This is a genomic window from Kitasatospora sp. NPDC033851, assembly GCF_055576085.1.
In genome coordinates this window covers 215,901-230,809 of sequence record NZ_JBVIRL010000010.1, presented here as the reverse complement: position 1 = coordinate 230,809, position 14,909 = coordinate 215,901, and the positions used below count along the sequence as shown (strand labels likewise).

14 protein-coding genes are annotated in these 14,909 nt (G+C 72.7%); 9 read left to right on the top strand and 5 right to left on the bottom strand.

What is annotated here, in order from left to right; translation table 11 throughout:
- The first annotated feature begins 50 nt into the window (after positions 1 to 50).
- Together ACZ51D_RS21150 and ACZ51D_RS21145 are read left to right on the top strand one after the other, a co-directional pair.
- A complete protein-coding gene (locus tag ACZ51D_RS21150) occupies positions 51 to 539 on the top strand; it encodes a glutathione peroxidase (RefSeq protein ID WP_360491506.1) in 489 nt (162 codons plus the stop codon).
- A 247-nt stretch (positions 540 to 786) separates the two neighbouring features.
- Positions 787 to 2,004: a metallophosphoesterase gene (locus tag ACZ51D_RS21145; RefSeq protein WP_465663285.1), complete on the top strand. Its 1,218-nt coding sequence runs from the start codon at positions 787 to 789 to the stop codon at positions 2,002 to 2,004.
- A gap of 30 nt (positions 2,005 to 2,034) precedes the next feature.
- Here ACZ51D_RS21145 and ACZ51D_RS21140 read toward each other — a convergent pair whose 3' ends face one another.
- A complete protein-coding gene (locus ACZ51D_RS21140) occupies positions 2,035 to 2,958 on the bottom strand; it encodes a LysR family transcriptional regulator (protein ID WP_465619099.1) in 924 nt (307 codons plus the stop codon).
- A gap of 96 nt (positions 2,959 to 3,054) precedes the next feature.
- Between ACZ51D_RS21140 and ACZ51D_RS21135 the strand changes: the two genes are divergently transcribed.
- The 4 genes from ACZ51D_RS21135 to ACZ51D_RS21120 all read left to right on the top strand — a co-directional run bounded on the left by ACZ51D_RS21135 (position 3,055) and on the right by ACZ51D_RS21120 (position 7,163).
- Entirely contained in the window at positions 3,055 to 3,759 is a 705-nt protein-coding gene (locus ACZ51D_RS21135) for a succinate dehydrogenase cytochrome b subunit (protein ID WP_360491520.1), read from the top strand.
- Between the two features lie 41 nt (positions 3,760 to 3,800).
- Positions 3,801 to 5,759, top strand: a complete 1,959-nt coding sequence (locus ACZ51D_RS21130) for a fumarate reductase/succinate dehydrogenase flavoprotein subunit (protein ID WP_465619096.1) — start codon at positions 3,801 to 3,803, stop codon at positions 5,757 to 5,759.
- A complete protein-coding gene (locus ACZ51D_RS21125; protein WP_360491526.1) occupies positions 5,756 to 6,493 on the top strand; it encodes a succinate dehydrogenase/fumarate reductase iron-sulfur subunit in 738 nt (245 codons plus the stop codon). The genes ACZ51D_RS21130 and ACZ51D_RS21125 overlap by 4 nt, the downstream gene beginning before the upstream one ends.
- A gap of 364 nt (positions 6,494 to 6,857) precedes the next feature.
- Complete coding sequence (locus ACZ51D_RS21120) at positions 6,858 to 7,163, top strand: hypothetical protein (protein WP_465663247.1); 306 nt, start codon at positions 6,858 to 6,860, stop codon at positions 7,161 to 7,163.
- 93 nt (positions 7,164 to 7,256) lie between these two features.
- Here ACZ51D_RS21120 and ACZ51D_RS21115 read toward each other — a convergent pair whose 3' ends face one another.
- A complete protein-coding gene (locus ACZ51D_RS21115; RefSeq protein WP_465619092.1) occupies positions 7,257 to 8,177 on the bottom strand; it encodes a LysR family transcriptional regulator in 921 nt (306 codons plus the stop codon).
- Positions 8,178 to 8,287: 110 nt separating this feature from the next.
- Here ACZ51D_RS21115 and ACZ51D_RS21110 point away from each other — a divergent pair, with 110 nt between their 5' ends.
- Together ACZ51D_RS21110 and ACZ51D_RS21105 are read left to right on the top strand one after the other, a co-directional pair.
- Positions 8,288 to 8,761 (top strand): nuclear transport factor 2 family protein, encoded by a 474-nt coding sequence (locus tag ACZ51D_RS21110; RefSeq protein WP_465619090.1) that lies wholly within the window; start codon positions 8,288 to 8,290, stop codon positions 8,759 to 8,761.
- A gap of 42 nt (positions 8,762 to 8,803) precedes the next feature.
- A complete protein-coding gene (locus ACZ51D_RS21105) occupies positions 8,804 to 10,000 on the top strand; it encodes an erythromycin esterase family protein (protein ID WP_465663246.1) in 1,197 nt (398 codons plus the stop codon).
- Positions 10,001 to 10,197: 197 nt separating this feature from the next.
- Here ACZ51D_RS21105 and ACZ51D_RS21100 read toward each other — a convergent pair whose 3' ends face one another.
- The 3 genes from ACZ51D_RS21100 to ACZ51D_RS21090 form a co-directional block, all read right to left on the bottom strand.
- Positions 10,198 to 11,394 (bottom strand): FAD-dependent monooxygenase, encoded by a 1,197-nt coding sequence (locus tag ACZ51D_RS21100; protein WP_465619086.1) that lies wholly within the window; start codon positions 11,392 to 11,394, stop codon positions 10,198 to 10,200.
- Positions 11,395 to 11,565: 171 nt separating this feature from the next.
- Positions 11,566 to 12,954, bottom strand: a complete 1,389-nt coding sequence (locus ACZ51D_RS21095) for an MFS transporter (protein ID WP_465663245.1) — start codon at positions 12,952 to 12,954, stop codon at positions 11,566 to 11,568.
- A 237-nt stretch (positions 12,955 to 13,191) separates the two neighbouring features.
- Complete coding sequence (locus ACZ51D_RS21090; RefSeq protein ID WP_465663244.1) at positions 13,192 to 14,130, bottom strand: DUF2797 domain-containing protein; 939 nt, start codon at positions 14,128 to 14,130, stop codon at positions 13,192 to 13,194.
- 134 nt (positions 14,131 to 14,264) lie between these two features.
- Here ACZ51D_RS21090 and ACZ51D_RS21085 point away from each other — a divergent pair, with 134 nt between their 5' ends.
- Positions 14,265 to 14,894: a maleylpyruvate isomerase N-terminal domain-containing protein gene (locus ACZ51D_RS21085; protein WP_465663284.1), complete on the top strand. Its 630-nt coding sequence runs from the start codon at positions 14,265 to 14,267 to the stop codon at positions 14,892 to 14,894.
- Positions 14,895 to 14,909 lie beyond the last annotated feature (15 nt).

The window sequence follows — 14,909 nt, the reverse complement described above, 5'->3', positions numbered from 1 at the left end:
CGTGTGCCCGGGCGCGAATCCGCTGCCGACCTGCCGAAAGGACCACCACCGTGAGCCTGTACGACATCCCGCTGCGCACCCTCGCCGGCGAGCCCACCTCGCTGGCCGACCACAAGGGCAAGGCCCTGCTGATCGTCAACGTGGCGTCCAAGTGCGGCCTGACCCCGCAGTACGCCGGGCTGGAGCGCCTCCAGGAGCGCTACGCCGCGCGCGGCTTCACCGTGCTGGGCTTCCCCTGCAACCAGTTCGCCGGGCAGGAGCCGGGCAGCGCCGAGGAGATCCAGACCTTCTGCTCCACCACGTACGGCGTGAGCTTCCCGCTGTTCGAGAAGATCGACGTCAACGGCGAGGACCGGCACCCGCTGTACCAGCAGCTCACCCAGGTCGCCGACGCCGAGGGCCAGGCCGGGGACGTCTCCTGGAACTTCGAGAAGTTCCTGATCTCCCCGGACGGCACCGTGGCCGCCCGGATCCGGCCGCGGGTCGAGCCGGAGGCGGCGGAGCTCATCGCCGCCCTCGAGGCCGTCCTCCCCGCCTGACCACCCACCCGCCGAAGGCCCGGGGCAACCGCCCCGGGCCTTCGGCGTCCCCGCACACCTGCCGGACGTGCCCCGGGCAGGTCCGGCGTTGACGGTGCCGGCCCCTGGCAGGGGCGGCGGCCGGGCCCTGGCGGATGATGGGGGCGAGGGTGGCGCGGCGGATGTGAGGGCGGTAGCGGTGACGACAGGGGAATCCATGAAATCGGGAGCGGAATTCCGGTCCGCGGACGGGGGTGCGGAGGCCGCGATGGCCGGCGCCCGGCCCGAGGTCGGGAGTGTCGGGGAGGCACCGCGCCGGGGCGCGCGGCGGCGGGGGACGGCCGGGCGGCTGGGCGTCCTCGTGCTCGTGCTCGTGGTGCTGTGCCTTCCGCCGTGGTGGACGCTGTTCGCCGCCGGCGCAGGCTGGCCGCTCCCGGTGTTCGTCGGCGGCACAGTCGTCCTCGCCGCCTGGATGGTCGCCTTCCCCTTCCTGATGATCGCGGGCCACGGGGCGCGGCAGTCCGACCGGGCCGCGCGGGTCGCCGACACCAGCCTCGGGGTGGTCTGGGTGCTGTTCACCTGGTCGGCCCTGGGCGGTCTGGCGGACCTCGTGCTGGGCGGTCTCGACGTCGGCGGCGCCGACCGGGCCAGAGCCGTGGCCGTGGCCGTGGCGGTGGTCTCCGCGGGGCTGCTGGGCTGGGGGCACTACGAGGCGATGCGCGTGCCCCGGGTGAAGCGGCTGGACGTCCACCTCCCGCGGCTCGGCGCCGGTCTGGACGGGACGCGGGTCGTGGTGCTGGCCGACACCCACTACGGGCCGATCGACCGGTCGGACTGGTCGGCACGGGTCACCGAGGTGGTCAACGGGCTCGACGCGGACGTCGTGGTCCACGCCGGCGACATTGCCGACGGCACGCCCGCCCGGCGCCGGCAGCAGTCCGCGCCGCTGGGGGCGGTCCGGTCGCGGCTGGCCAGGGTCTACGTCACGGGGAACCACGAGTACGGCAGCGAGGCCCAGGGCTGGCTGGATCGCATGGCGGACCTGGGCTGGGAGCCGCTGCACAACCGTCACGTCGTGGTGGAACGGGGCGGGGACACCCTCGTGCTCGCCGGGGTCGACGACGTGACCGCGGCGTCCTCCGGCCTGGCCGGGCACCGCGCGAACCTGCTCGGCGCGCTGGCGGGGGCCGACCCGGACCGGCCGGTCCTGCTCGTCGCCCACCAGCCCAAGTACGTCCCGCAGGCGGCGGCCGCCGGGATCGACCTGCAGGTCTCCGGGCACACCCACGGCGGCCAGATCTGGCCGTTCAACCTCCTCGTCCGGATCGACCAGCCGGTGGTGCACGGCCTGAGCCGGCACGGGGAGCGGACCCAGCTGTACACCAGCCGCGGCACCGGCTTCTGGGGGCCGCCCTTCCGGGTCTTCGCCCCGAGCGAGATCACCCTGCTCACCCTGCGCTCGGGCGGCCCGTCGACCACCGGATGACGTACCGGGCCCCGCGCCCCGGGCCCCAGGTCATGGCAGCAACAGCGTGGTGCCCGGGGGGAGTTCGCCGCTGCCGGCGGCGGTGTGCAGGTGGGCGAGGAGGGTGGCGCGCAGTGCGGTGGCGGCGCGGGTGGGGGGCACCTCGTAGCCGTGGGCGACGGCGATGGTGCGGCCCAGGCCCGGCCCGGCGAACGGGGTGACCGCCAGGCCGGAGCGGGCCGCGACCATGCCGGGGACGACGGCGGGCCCGAGCCCGGCGCGGACGAAGCCGAGCACCGCGTCCATCTCGCCGCCCTCCACCGCGAACTCCGGTTCGAAGCCGGCCGCCCGGCAGGCCGCCAGGGTCGTCTCCCGCAGGTCGTAGCCCTCCCGGAACATCACCAGCGGCCACCCCCGCAGCTCGGTCACCCGGACCTTGCGGCGGGGGCGCGGCTCGGCGGAGACCAGCACCAGCTCCTCGTGCAGCAGCTCGGTGACGGCCAGGGCGGGCGTCTGCTCCCCGCTGGTCGGGGTGATGATCAGCGCGAGGTCCAGCTCCCCCGCCGCCAGCGAGCGGACCAGGTCGCGCGAGCCGCCCTCGCGGACCACCAGCGCCACGCCCGGGTGGCGGTCCCGGAACACCCGCAGCACGTCCGGCACCAGACTGGTGCACAGGCTCGGCGGCGCGCCCAGCCGGACCCGGCCGCGGCGCAGCTGCACCGTCTCCTGGACGGCCAGCCGGGCGCTCTCGGTGTCCGCGAGGATGCGCCGGGCCAGTGGCAGCAGGGCGTCCCCGGCGTCGGTCAGTGCGATGTTGCCCCGGGTGCGGTGGAACAGCTCGGCACCCAACTCCCGTTCCAGCGCCCGGATCTGTTGCGAGAGGGACGGCTGTGCCACATGCGCGGCATCGGCCGCCCGGGTGAAGTGGCGGGTCTCGGCGACGGCCAGGAAGTAGCGGAGTTGTTGGAGCTGCACCCGGCCAGGATAGGCCGCGTCGATAGTCGGTGCCTATCGTCATGAGCCGCGTCATGTCTTGGACGTACCCTCGCGGCCGTCCCTACCGTGGCAGCCATGACAACCGCGACTCGGACGGCCCGGCATCCGTCCACCCTGGCGACGCTCTGGCGGTCGACCGTCGGCAAGAAGGCGGTCATGGCCGTCACCGGACTGGTCATGCTGCTGTACCTGGTCGCGCACATGCTGGGCAACCTCAAGGTGTTCTTCGGCCCGGACGACATCAACGGCTACGCGGCCTGGCTGCGCACCATCGGCCGGCCGTTCCTGGGCCACGCGTGGTTCCTGTGGATCGCCCGGCTCGCCCTGCTGGCCTCCGTCGTGCTGCACGGCGTCTCCGCGTACCAGCTCAGCCGGCGCGACCTCGCCGCCCGGCCGAGCAAGTACGCGCACAAGCGCCGCCGGGCGAGCTACGCGACCCGGACCATGCGCTGGGGCGGGGTGATCCTGGCACTGTTCATCGTCTGGCACATCCTCGACCTGACCACGCTGACCGTGAACCCGGCCGCCGAGGAGGGCCACCCGTACCAGAACATCGTGGCCTCGTTCGGCACCTGGTACTCCTGCCTGATCTACGTCGTCGCGATGCTGGCCCTCGGCCTGCACATCCGGCACGGCTTCTGGAGCGCCGCGCAGACCCTCGGCGCCAACAACACCCGCCGGGACCGGGCCCTCAAGCTGACCGCCAACGGCCTGGCGCTCGTGCTAACCGCCGGCTTCCTGTCCGTCCCCGTGGCCGTGATGACCGGAGTGGTGAAGTGAACAGCCCTGAAGTGAGCAGCGGCGGAGTGAGCAGTGCTGACGTGAGCAGTGCTGACGTCAGCTACCTGGACTACACGCTCGGCGAGCCGGTCGCCGACACCAAGGCCCCCGCCGGGCCGATCGAACAGCGCTGGGACCAGCGGCGGTTCGACGCCAAGCTGGTCAACCCGGCGAACCGGCGCAAGCACACCGTGATCGTGGTCGGCACCGGCCTGGCCGGCGGCGCGGCCGGCGCGACCCTGGCCGAACAGGGCTACCACGTCGTCCAGTTCTGCTTCCAGGACTCCCCCCGGCGCGCCCACTCGATCGCCGCCCAGGGCGGCATCAACGCGGCCAAGAACTACCGCAACGACGGCGACTCGGTCCGCCGGCTGTTCTACGACACCGTCAAGGGCGGCGACTTCCGCGCCCGCGAGTCCAATGTGCACCGGCTCGCCCAGGTGTCGGTGGAGATCATCGACCAGTGCGTGGCCCAGGGCGTGCCCTTCGCCCGCGAGTACGGCGGCCTGCTGGACACCCGCTCCTTCGGCGGCGTCCAGGTCTCCCGCACCTTCTACGCCCGCGGCCAGACCGGCCAGCAGCTGCTGCTCGGCGCCTACCAGGCGCTCTCCCGGCAGATCGCCGCCGGGAACGTGGAGCTCCACCCGCGCACCGAGATGCTGGACCTGCTGGTCGTCGACGGCCGGGCCCGCGGCATCGTCGCCCGCGACCTGGTCACCGGCGAGATCCGCTCCCACACCGCGGACGCCGTCGTCCTCGCCAGCGGCGGCTACGGCAACGTCTTCTACCTCTCGACCAACGCCAAGAACTCCAACGCCACCGCGATCTGGCGGGCGCACCGGCGCGGCGCCTACTTCGCCAATCCGTGCTTCACCCAGATCCACCCCACCTGCATTCCGCGCTCCGGCGACCACCAGTCCAAGCTGACCCTGATGAGCGAGTCGCTGCGCAACGACGGCCGGATCTGGGTGCCCAAGGCCCAGGGCGACACCCGGCCGCCGGCCGAGATCCCGGAGGAGGAGCGGGACTACTACCTGGAGCGGATCTACCCGTCCTTCGGCAACCTGGTGCCGCGCGACATCGCCTCCCGGGCCGCCAAGAACGTCTGCGACGAGGGCCGCGGCGTCGGCCCCGGCGGCCAGGGCGTCTACCTGGACTTCGCCGACGCGATCCGCCGGATGGGCCGGGACGCCGTCGAGGCCAGGTACGGCAACCTCTTCGAGATGTACGAGCGGATCACCGCCGAGGACCCGTACCGGGTGCCGATGCGGATCTACCCGGCGATCCACTACACGATGGGCGGCCTCTGGGTCGACTACGACCTGCAGACCACCGTCCCGGGCCTGTTCGCGATCGGCGAGGCCAACTTCTCCGACCACGGCGCCAACCGGCTCGGCGCCAGCGCCCTGATGCAGGGCCTCGCCGACGGCTACTTCGTGCTGCCGCCCACCCTCAACGACTACCTGGCCCGCCACCCGCTGCCCGCCGTACCCGCCGACCACCCGGTGCTCACCGAGACCGAGGCCGAGGTCGAGGACCGCCTCCACCTGATCCTCGCCGTCGACGGCGACCGCACCCCGGACTCCTTCCACCGCGAACTCGGCGAACTGCTCTGGGACGAGTGCGGCATGGCCCGCGACGCGGCCGGGCTGAAGCGGGCGCTGGAGCGGATCCCGCGGCTGCGCGAGGAGTTCTGGCGCCGGATCAAGGTGCCCGGCACCGGGCAGGAGCTCAACCAGTCGCTGGAGAAGGCCAACCGGCTCGTCGACTACTTCGAGCTGGCCGAGCTGATGTGCCTGGACGCCCTGCACCGCGCCGAGTCCTGCGGCGGCCACTTCCGCACCGAGAGCCAGACCCCCGACGGCGAGGCCGCCCGGCGCGACGAGGAGTTCACCTACGCCGCCGCCTGGGAGTTCACCGGCACCGGCGCGGCGCCCGTCCTCCACCGCGAGGCCCTCGAGTTCGACCACGTCCACCCCACCCAGCGGAGCTACGCATGAACCTCACCCTGCGCATCTGGCGCCAGGCGGGCCCGGACGCACCCGGGTCGATGACCACCTACCGGGTCAGCGGGATCAGCCCGGACATGTCCTTCCTGGAGATGCTCGACACCCTCAACGAGGAGCTGATCACCCGCGGCGACCAGCCGGTCGCCTTCGACCACGACTGCCGCGAGGGCATCTGCGGCGCCTGCGGCATGGTCATCAACGGCCAGGCGCACGGCCCCGAGCGGACCACCACCTGCCAGCTGCACATGCGGCACTTCCAGGACGGCGACACCATCGACGTCGAGCCCTGGCGGGCGGCGGCCTTCCCGGTCGTCAAGGACCTGGTCGTGGACCGCTCGGCCTTCGACCGGATCATCGGCTCCGGCGGCTACATCACCGCCCCCACCGGCAGCGCGCCCGAGGCGCACGCCACGCCCGTCCCCAAGGACGCCGCCGACACCGCCTTCGAGCACGCCGAGTGCATCGGCTGCGGCGCCTGCGTGGCGGCCTGCCCGAACGGCTCGGCGATGCTCTTCACCTCCGCCAAGGTCGTCCACCTCAACGTCCTCCCGCAGGGCGCGCCGGAACGGGCGTCCCGGGTGCGGAACATGGTCGCGGCCATGGACGCCGAGGGCTTCGGCGGCTGCACCAACACCGGCGAGTGCGCCACCGCCTGCCCCAAGGGCATCCCGCTGCCCAGCATCGCGGCGATGAACCGGGAGTTCCTGCGGGCCGCCCGCGGCTGACACGCCCCCGGCACTCCCCCACATGCGGTCGGGCCCACCGACCGTCGGCCCCTCGCGCTGGTGCTCGCGCGAGGGGCCGGCCCCGTCCCGGCAGGGCGTGCGGCGCCAGTTCGCGCTCCCCGTACGGGTGGTGGATCGTCCCGAGCGGTGCTCCCGGGCGGAAAATCGCGCTACGGTGGTGCTCCGCCAGGGAGGGACGGCATATGCCCGAGGTTCAGTCCTGTTCCGGCTGCGGCGGGTCCGGGGGGACCCAGAAGACCGAGGCAACGGTCGAACTGGACGAGGAAGGAAGCATGGTGCCCAGGGTCCACGAGTTCTGGTCGCCCTGTGGTCGGTGCCACGGATCCGGGACGGTGATCGTCGGATGAGGTTGGTCTTCGAGTGCGTCGAGTGCGGTGGGCACTACCTGCCGCCCGAGAGCATGGTGTACCCGGACGGGCCGGCCTCGCCCGTCTGGTGCGCCCACTGCCAGCGCGCCCAGCACGAGGCCGGTGTCCGGGAGGACCCGCTGCTCGCCCGCGTCGCCCTGGCCGCCGCCCGGGCCGCGCTCGCCCGGCGGGCCGCCGAGGCCGCCGACCCGGGCACGCGCCACGACGTCCGCCCGTCCCGGCCCCCGCTGTCCCGCCGGGCCCGCTCGGGACCGGGCGGGGTGCGCAGCAAGCTCCAGTAACGGACCGGCCTCCGGGGCTCGGAGACAGCCTGCGGGAAGGAGTTCGCCTGGCCTGCGGCGACCGGGCCGGGAAGGCGTATGGCCGTCGGCGCGTCAGCGGCCGGGGTCCGCGCCCGTCCGAGCGGCTGCCTCCTGGGCGGTCCGGTTGAAGGCGTGGATGCGAGCGGTCGTGTCGATCGTGTTCGAGTCGAGCCAGGTGGGTACCCACTCCAGGGGTGGCGCATCGCTGAGGGGAACGTAGACGATGTCGGAACGGGCGTAGTAGAGGGCTGCCTGGGCGCCCACCACGAAGGCGCCGTGGCCGGCGCCGATCAGGGCCAGGGCCTCCTGGAACGTCTCGAAGTCCGGGCCGGTCTCGACGGGTTGGCCGCCCGGGGTCCGCAGGGGCGTGCGCGCCGTGCGCCAGTAGTCGGGGACGCTCTTGGCCACCTGGAGGAGCCTGACGTGTACGAGGTCCTCCATCGAGACGGTGGCACGGCGGGCCAGCGGGTGGCCGGAGGGGACGGCCAGCATCCGGGATTCGGAGAACAGGACCGGACCGTTGGTCATCCCGGGCTCCTGGTGGGGCAGGGAGACGATGAGCAGGTCCACGTCCCCGTCGCGCAGCCGGGGGAACCCGTCGACGATCTGTAGCTCTCTGGGTACTGCCCGGGCGCCGGGGTGGCGCTGGGCGTACAGTTCCGCGGCCTGGACCATGAGTTGTCCCGCGGCGGCACCGACGAAACCGACCCTCAGCACGCTCTGAATGCCTTGCGCGGCGTTGATCGCCTTCACCACCCCGGCCGTGATCTGCTGGTAGGCCGGAAGGAGATCGTCGTGGAGTTGCTGTCCGGCCGGGGTGAGGCGGACATAGCGGCTGGTGCGTTCGAACAGCGGCGTGCCGATCTGACGCTCCAGCTTCTTGATGCTCTGGCTGATCCGGCCGGTGGTCAGATGCAGGCGTTCGGCGGTGCGCCCGAAGTGCAGTTCCTGAGCCAGCGCCAGGAAAGCTTCCAGTTCCACCCGTTCCAGCACCGCTTCTCCTCGGTTGTTGAACCAGCCTAAACAAACGTTCCAGTATGACGCCTTGTCGGCGGCTCCGTCACCTTGCAGGGTTGGTACGAATCACGTTTCAAGGGAGCCGCATGAACACCGAGAAGCTGCACGCCGAGATCCGCGCCCTGACCGACCGCGCCGAGATCGCCGACCTCTTCGACCGCTACCTCCGGTCGCTCGACGACCGACACTTCGACGAGGCATGGGCCGAGTCCTTCTTCACCGAGCAGGCCAGCACCGAGACCCCGGCCGGGTACGTCCGGGGGCGGGACGCCATCCTGGGCAACGTCCGTGCCGCCCTCGACCTCTTCGACCGCACCGTGCACTTCGGTTCCAACTACGTCATCGAGGTGGCCGACGACCGGGCCACCCTGCGCGGAAACCAGCTCAGCACCCACGTACTCGCCGCCGGCCAGAGCCTCTTCCTGTCCGGCGGACGCACCGTCAACGAGCTGGTCCGTACGGCCGACGGCTGGCGGCTCACGCGAGCCGACCTGCACATCACCTGGACCCAGGGCAACCCGCCGGTCCTGCCGCCCGAGCTCATCCAGGGCCGTTCCTGACCGCCTTGACGTCAAGTCAACTTCATGTTTGAGGCTCTACGCATGCCAAACGAAACCGCCTCCCGCCGTCTCCCCGTCCCCGTCGCTCCGCACCCCGCCGCCGACGCCGACGCCCTCCCGCTGTCCGGTGCCGTGCTCGACGGGATCGCCGGGCGGCTCGCCGCCGCCACGGTGGTCGGCATCGGAGAGTCCACCCGCTTCTCCCGCGAGACCTTCGGGGTGCGGGACCAGCTGTTCCGCCGGCTGGTCCGGCACCACGGCTTCCGCGCGCTGGCCGTCCAGGACAACGTGGGTGCCGCCGCCGCCCTCGACGGGTACGTGCTCGGTGGGGAGGGCACGGCCGCGGCCGCGCTGGCCGGCGCCTGGAAGCCGTGGCGCACCGCCGAGATGGTCACCGCCCTGGAGTGGATCCGGGCGTTCAACCGGGACCACGCGGACGATCCGGTCCGGATCTTCGGCGTCAAGCCGGTCCAGGCTGCGCCCGCCGACTACGACGCCGTCCTGGCACATGTGCGCGCGTCGGCGCCGGAGAGGCTCGCCCGGGTGGCGGCCCACCTGGACCCCATCCGCACCGCCCACGAGACCGAGGAGCACGTGCAGCGCGCGCGGGGAGTCCACCCGGGCCGGCCGTTCACCGAACACGCCCGCGACGCACTCGCGTTGGTCGAACCCCTCCCCGGTGCCGACGACGCGGTCGCGAGGATGCGGCTGATCGTGTCCTTCCACGAGCACAGCGTGGCCGGGCGTGGCAGCTACGCGGGCGAGGCCGAGGCGTGGTCCGAGGTCGTCGCCGACTCCCTGGGCCGGACCGGTCTGCGCACCGTCTACTGGGACGGCATCGCGCACACGTCGGCGACCGGGACGGTGCTCGGTCTGGCACCCGACCGTGGTCCGCAGACCACCGTCGGCAGCCTGCTGCGCAAGCGCTACGGCGCGCAGTACGTCTCCGTGGCGATCGGCTTCCATCACGGCGACCTCGGCGTGGCCGTCGTCCCGGACCCGGCCGCGGACCTGGTCGACGCGAAGCTCGGCGAGACGGACCTGCCCGCCCGCTGGTTGGATCTGCGTCACGAGGACGTACGCCGCCAGTGGGACGGACCGGCGAAAGCCCGGGTCATCAGCGGCGTCTACACCCCGGACAACGACGCCGCCGAATACCTGGCCGTCGCCTCGCTGGCCGAAGCCTTCGACGTCATCATCCACATCCGCCGGGTCTCCCCGGTACGACGCCTGCCCTGACCACCCCCGGGTTCGATGAACCCGGCCTCGGCGACGTCCTGTTCCGGATCGCGCCGGCGGGCTCGCCCGCCGGCGCGATCGTCCCGACCGTTCCGCTCGACGGACGGATGATCGGTCGCGGGCGCGGCCACGCGGCGGTTCACGCCCACCACCGGCACGTGAACGCGACGCGCGGTGCAGCGCGGGTCGGAGTCGTATCAGTAGGTCTTGAGCTCGATGGCGTTGGCCGCCCGCTGGATCGGTTCCAGGACCTTGGCCATCATGCGGTCCTTGCCCGGCAGGTGCTGGAGGAGCGAGAGCATGGCCATCGAGAACCGGACCTGACCCCGGGTCCGCATGACCATGTGCTTGATGTTGGCCGGGCCGAGCTTCTGGTTGGCCTCGGCGAAGCCGCGCATCTGGTGTTCGTACGAGGTGAAGCCCCCGATGTCGCCCTTGGCGTCGGCCAGTTCACCCGCCAGGACGTAGGCCCCCACCAGGGCAAGGCTCGTCCCCTGCCCGGAGGCAGGGGAGGCGCAGTAGGCCGCGTCCCCGACCAGTGCCACCCGGCCGTTGGACCAGCTGTCCATACGGACCTGGGTGAGCGAGTCGAAGTAGAAGTCGGGCGTCGTGGGCAGTGCGTCGAGGAACCGGGGGACCTCCCAGCCCTCGTCGGCGTACGCCTCGCGAAGGAGCTCCTTCTGGCCGTCGGTGTCGCGGCGGTCGTATGTCAGGGTGTCCGCGGCCCAGAGGAACATCGCCTTGGCGCCGGCGTCCCGGGCGGTGGTGTACGTCAGTGCCGTGCGCCCGGGACCGACATAGGTGAGCTCCCAGCGGTCCAGGTCGAGATGGTTGGGCACACTGAAGATGGCGACCCCGTACCCCATGTCCTGGAGGAACTGCTCCTCCGGGCCGAAGGCGAGGGCTCGGGTGGCGGAGTGCAGGCCGTCCGCGCCGACGACGAGGTCGAAGGTGCGGGTCTCTCCACTCTCGAAGGTCACCTCGACACCCTCGGTGCCGTCCACCAGGCGGGCGATGGAGTCGTCGAAGCGGTACTCGACGTCGTCCTTGGTCAGGTCGTGCAGGATGCGGGTGAGGTCCCCGCGCATGATCTCGGCATCGCCGCTCACCCGGCCGCCGTGGCTGTCGGCGTCCATGCTCTTGACCCGCTTGCCCTTGGCATTGACGATCGAGGCCCCCAGCACGTCGGTCCTGTTGCGCCGGACCTCCTCCAGGATCCCCATCCTCTCGACCACGTCCAGGGCGGCCCCACGAATGTCGATCTTGTACCCGCCGGGGCGGATCCCGGGCGCACGCTCGACCACGGTCGGGGTGAAGCCGTGATCGCGAAGCCAGTAGGCGAGCGTGGTCCCGGCGACACCGGCTCCCGAAATCAGGACGTTCTGGCTCTCCATCGCGTTGCCCCCGTTGATCTTGAGATGTGGCGGGCTTCACTGTAGAGAAGATCACGCGGCCCGTACAGGAATCCGCCACTCCCGGTCGAAGCCGCCATCGGCCGGACGACGCCGCAGGCCCTTCCGGTCCTGCCGTGATGGAGGCCTTCCGGGTCCGCGGTGTCCGTGTGGTCAGCTCTTTCGTGTGGTCCAGAGCGCCGTGGCGGTGAGGGCGGTGAGAGCCGCCCCGGTCGCCAGGACACCGCTGATGGCCGTCTGGTTGGCGACGGCCCCGCCGAACAGCGCGCCGAGCGCGATGGCCAGGTTGAACACGGAGGTGTTCAGGGCGGTGGCCGCCTCGGTCGAGTCGGGCGCCGCCTTGAGGATCCACGTCTGGACACTGACCGGAACTCCGCCGAAGACCAGGCCCCAGCCGATCAGCAGGACCACGCCGCCGCCGGGGGTGCGGCCGGCGAGGGGGAAGGCCGCCAGGATCAGGGTCAGCAGGGCGCCGATGGTGATGACGGTCGCCCGGACGTTGCGCCCCGCGGCCGCGCCGGCCAGGAAGTTGCCGACGATACCCGCGGCGCCGAAGCCGAGCAGGAGGGGTGCGACCATCGCCTCGTCGATGCCGGACACCTGCTGCAGGATCGGGCTGACGAAGGTGAAGGCGGCGAAGTGGCCGCTCACCAGAACGAACGTGGCGATGACACCCGCGCGCACGACGGGGTTGCGGAACTGCTCCGGCAACGTGCGCAGCCGAACGGCCTGCTCGGCGGGCATCGGGGGCAACAGCAGGAACAGGGCGCCCAGGACGAGCATGCCGAGCCCTCCCACGGCCACGAACGCCACCCGCCAGTCGGCGAGCCCGCCGATCAGTGTCCCGGCGGGCACCCCGAGGACGTTGGCGGCCGTCGCTCCGCCGAACACCACGGAGACGGCCCGGTGGACCGACCGCTCCGGAACCAGGCGTACCGCGATGCCCGTGGCCAGCGCCCAGAAGCCGCCGATGCTGACGCCGACGAGGAAACGCGAGGCCAGCAGGACAGCGAAGTCGGGGGCCAGCGCCGACAGTCCGTTGGCCGCCACCATGAAGCCGATCAGCCAGAGCAGGACGATCCGCCGGTCCAGGCGCCCGATCGCCACCGGGAGCAGCGGTGCGGTGGCGGAGGCGACCAGGCCGGGGACCGTCACCATCAGACCCGCCGTCCCCGGGGAGACATCGAGTGCCCCGCCGATGAAGGGGAGCAGTCCCACGGGTAGCGACTCGACGGTCACCAGCACGAACGTGCCGACCGCGACGGACACGACGGCGAGCCACCGCCTGAGCGGGACGGGCTCGGCGGTGACGGGCGGTGCGGATGCGGCGATTGTCATGGTTGTACTCCCCCTGGACAGGACTCGGTCTGCGGGCAGGGTCTCGGGATCGATGACCCTGGTGTTCTGGGCGGCGGCGCTGCGCCAGCGGCCGTCGTCCTCGGCCGGCACGTACGGCGGGGCGCCCGGGACGGCCTCGGAGCGCAGGTTGCCACCGGCTCGGCAGCCGAAGGGAACGACCGGACGAGCGGGACCTGCGTGCATGACCACCCTGCTGTCCAGGAGCAACATCAACAAGGCAGGATGGCGGAACGCTTGTTTAGGCAGGCTCAACGGGCGCGTCGGATCGGCCTTCCCGCGAAGGGAAGACGGACCTGGCCCTGGTCAGCCTGGGGCCCGGGGCGTGGTTCGGGCGGGAAGGCCGATCGGTCCGATGAACCCGGCGTCGACCTGGACGCGTTTCCCTACGCAACCAGGCTGGTCAGGAGCGGTCCGCCCGACTCAGAACAGCGCCTCCTGGGTGTCCGGCTCCGGCGGGCGGACCCGCTCCCGCAGGGCCAGGCCCTCGGACGGGCGGCCGGAGACGGGCGTGAGCGTCCAGCCGGTGAGGCGGCGGGTGTCCAGCAGCAGCGGGCCGGAGCCGTCCGCCTGGTCGAGGAACAGGTGTTTGCCGATCGGCGGCCGGAGCCGGCCCGTGACCACCGCGCCGTCGGCCAGTCCGGCGATCTCCCGGTAGGCCTCCGGGGCGCCGCCCGCCAGGCCGTAGCGCTCCACGTGGTCCACCACCGGAGGGTCGGCGAGCAGCTCCACGGCGTGGCCGTCCAGCAGCCGGTGCGCCTGGGCGCGGGCCTCGGTGAGCACCGTACGGCGGTGCGCGGCGTCGCCGTGCGACCACCAGTGGTCGGCCTTCAGCCGGGACTTGTACCGCTCGCGGGCCAGGCCCGAGGCGGCGACGGTGAGTTCGGCGCGGCGCACCGCGGGCAGGCCGCCGCGGGCGGTGAACGCGTAGGCCAGCGCGCCCTGTTCGAGCAGCCGGCTGTCGCCGCGCTGCTCGGCGGTCAGGCCGACCTTCAGCAGGCCCTCGCCGAACCAGGCGAGGTAGAGCAGGTAGGTGCGGCCGTCGTCGAGGATCTGGTCCCGCGCCAGGGCGAGGCCGCGGTCCACGCTCTGGCAGGCCGGGCACTGCGTCGCGCCGCCGTCCGGATCGATCACCGAGTGGTGCGGGCAGGGCGTGCGCTCCGTCGCCCCGACCAGCCAGGCCCCGGTGCAGCGCCGCGGGCCGCCGAGCAGCCAGCCGACCTCCGTACCCGGCGCCACCGCACGCTCGTGCACCTGGGCGCCGCGCACGGCGCCGAGCACGGCGTGGCCGTCCTTCCAGCTCAGGCCGGTGGAGACCCAGCCCCCGGGGCGCTCCGGGTGCTGCGGTGCGGGGATCGTCACGGGCGTCCCTCCCTGTTGGTGCTCGACCAGGTGAGGCTACCTGCCGCCACCGACAACGGTGATTCAGCTCCCCGCCCGCCCGGGGATGTGAATCCGTGGCCGACGGCCCGAGGCGCTGCTAGCGTCGGGGCGTGATCGAATCCCCCACTCCGGACGACCTCGCCCTCGCCCTCCGGCTCGCCGTCGACGCCCTGCGCGGCGCGCCGGCCGACGCCGACTGGTCGCGCCCGGCCGGCACGCTCGGCTGGAGCTGCTGGGAGACCGTCGAGCACCTCGCCGACGACCTCCTCGCGTACGCCGCGCAGCTCGGCCCGGCGCGGCCGCCGCGCGACCGGTACGTCCCCTTCGTGGCGACCCGCCGCGCGCCGGGCGGCCCGAACAACTTCGTCCGCGCCGAACCGGACAGCGGGGTGGACGGACTGCTCGAAGTCCTGGAGGCCAGTGGCGGGTTGATGGTCGCCGTCGCCCGCGCCGCCCCGCCGCAGGCCCGCGCCCACCACCCGTGGGGGCTCGCCGATCCGACCGGCTTCGTGGCCATGAGCCTGGTCGAGACCCTGGTCCACCTCCACGACGTCGCCCAGGGCCTCGGACTCCCCTGGACCCCGCCCGCCGACCTCTGCGAACGCACCCTCGCCCGGCTCTTCCCCGACGTCTCGATCACCGACGCCCCCTGGCCCGCCCTCCTCTGGGCCACCGGCCGCACCTCCTTCCCGGGCCGCCCGCAGCGCACCGAGTGGCGCTGGTACGCCGCCCCGGCGGAGTGAGGCGGCCCGGCGCAC

What these genes read in the sequence shown, in the direction of transcription:
- ACZ51D_RS21145 (WP_465663285.1), top strand. Translation starts at nt 787, where the DNA reads ATGGCCGGCGCCCGGCCCGAGGTCGGGAGTGTCGGGGAGGCACCGCGC.
- ACZ51D_RS21135 (WP_360491520.1), top strand. Translation starts at nt 3,055, where the DNA reads ATGACAACCGCGACTCGGACGGCCCGGCATCCGTCCACCCTGGCGACG.
- ACZ51D_RS21125 (WP_360491526.1), top strand. Translation starts at nt 5,756, where the DNA reads ATGAACCTCACCCTGCGCATCTGGCGCCAGGCGGGCCCGGACGCACCC.
- ACZ51D_RS21120 (WP_465663247.1), top strand. Translation starts at nt 6,858, where the DNA reads ATGAGGTTGGTCTTCGAGTGCGTCGAGTGCGGTGGGCACTACCTGCCG.
- ACZ51D_RS21110 (WP_465619090.1), top strand. Translation starts at nt 8,288, where the DNA reads ATGAACACCGAGAAGCTGCACGCCGAGATCCGCGCCCTGACCGACCGC.
- ACZ51D_RS21105 (WP_465663246.1), top strand. Translation starts at nt 8,804, where the DNA reads ATGCCAAACGAAACCGCCTCCCGCCGTCTCCCCGTCCCCGTCGCTCCG.
- ACZ51D_RS21100 (WP_465619086.1), bottom strand. Translation starts at nt 11,394, where the DNA reads ATGGAGAGCCAGAACGTCCTGATTTCGGGAGCCGGTGTCGCCGGGACC.
- ACZ51D_RS21095 (WP_465663245.1), bottom strand. Translation starts at nt 12,954, where the DNA reads ATGCACGCAGGTCCCGCTCGTCCGGTCGTTCCCTTCGGCTGCCGAGCC.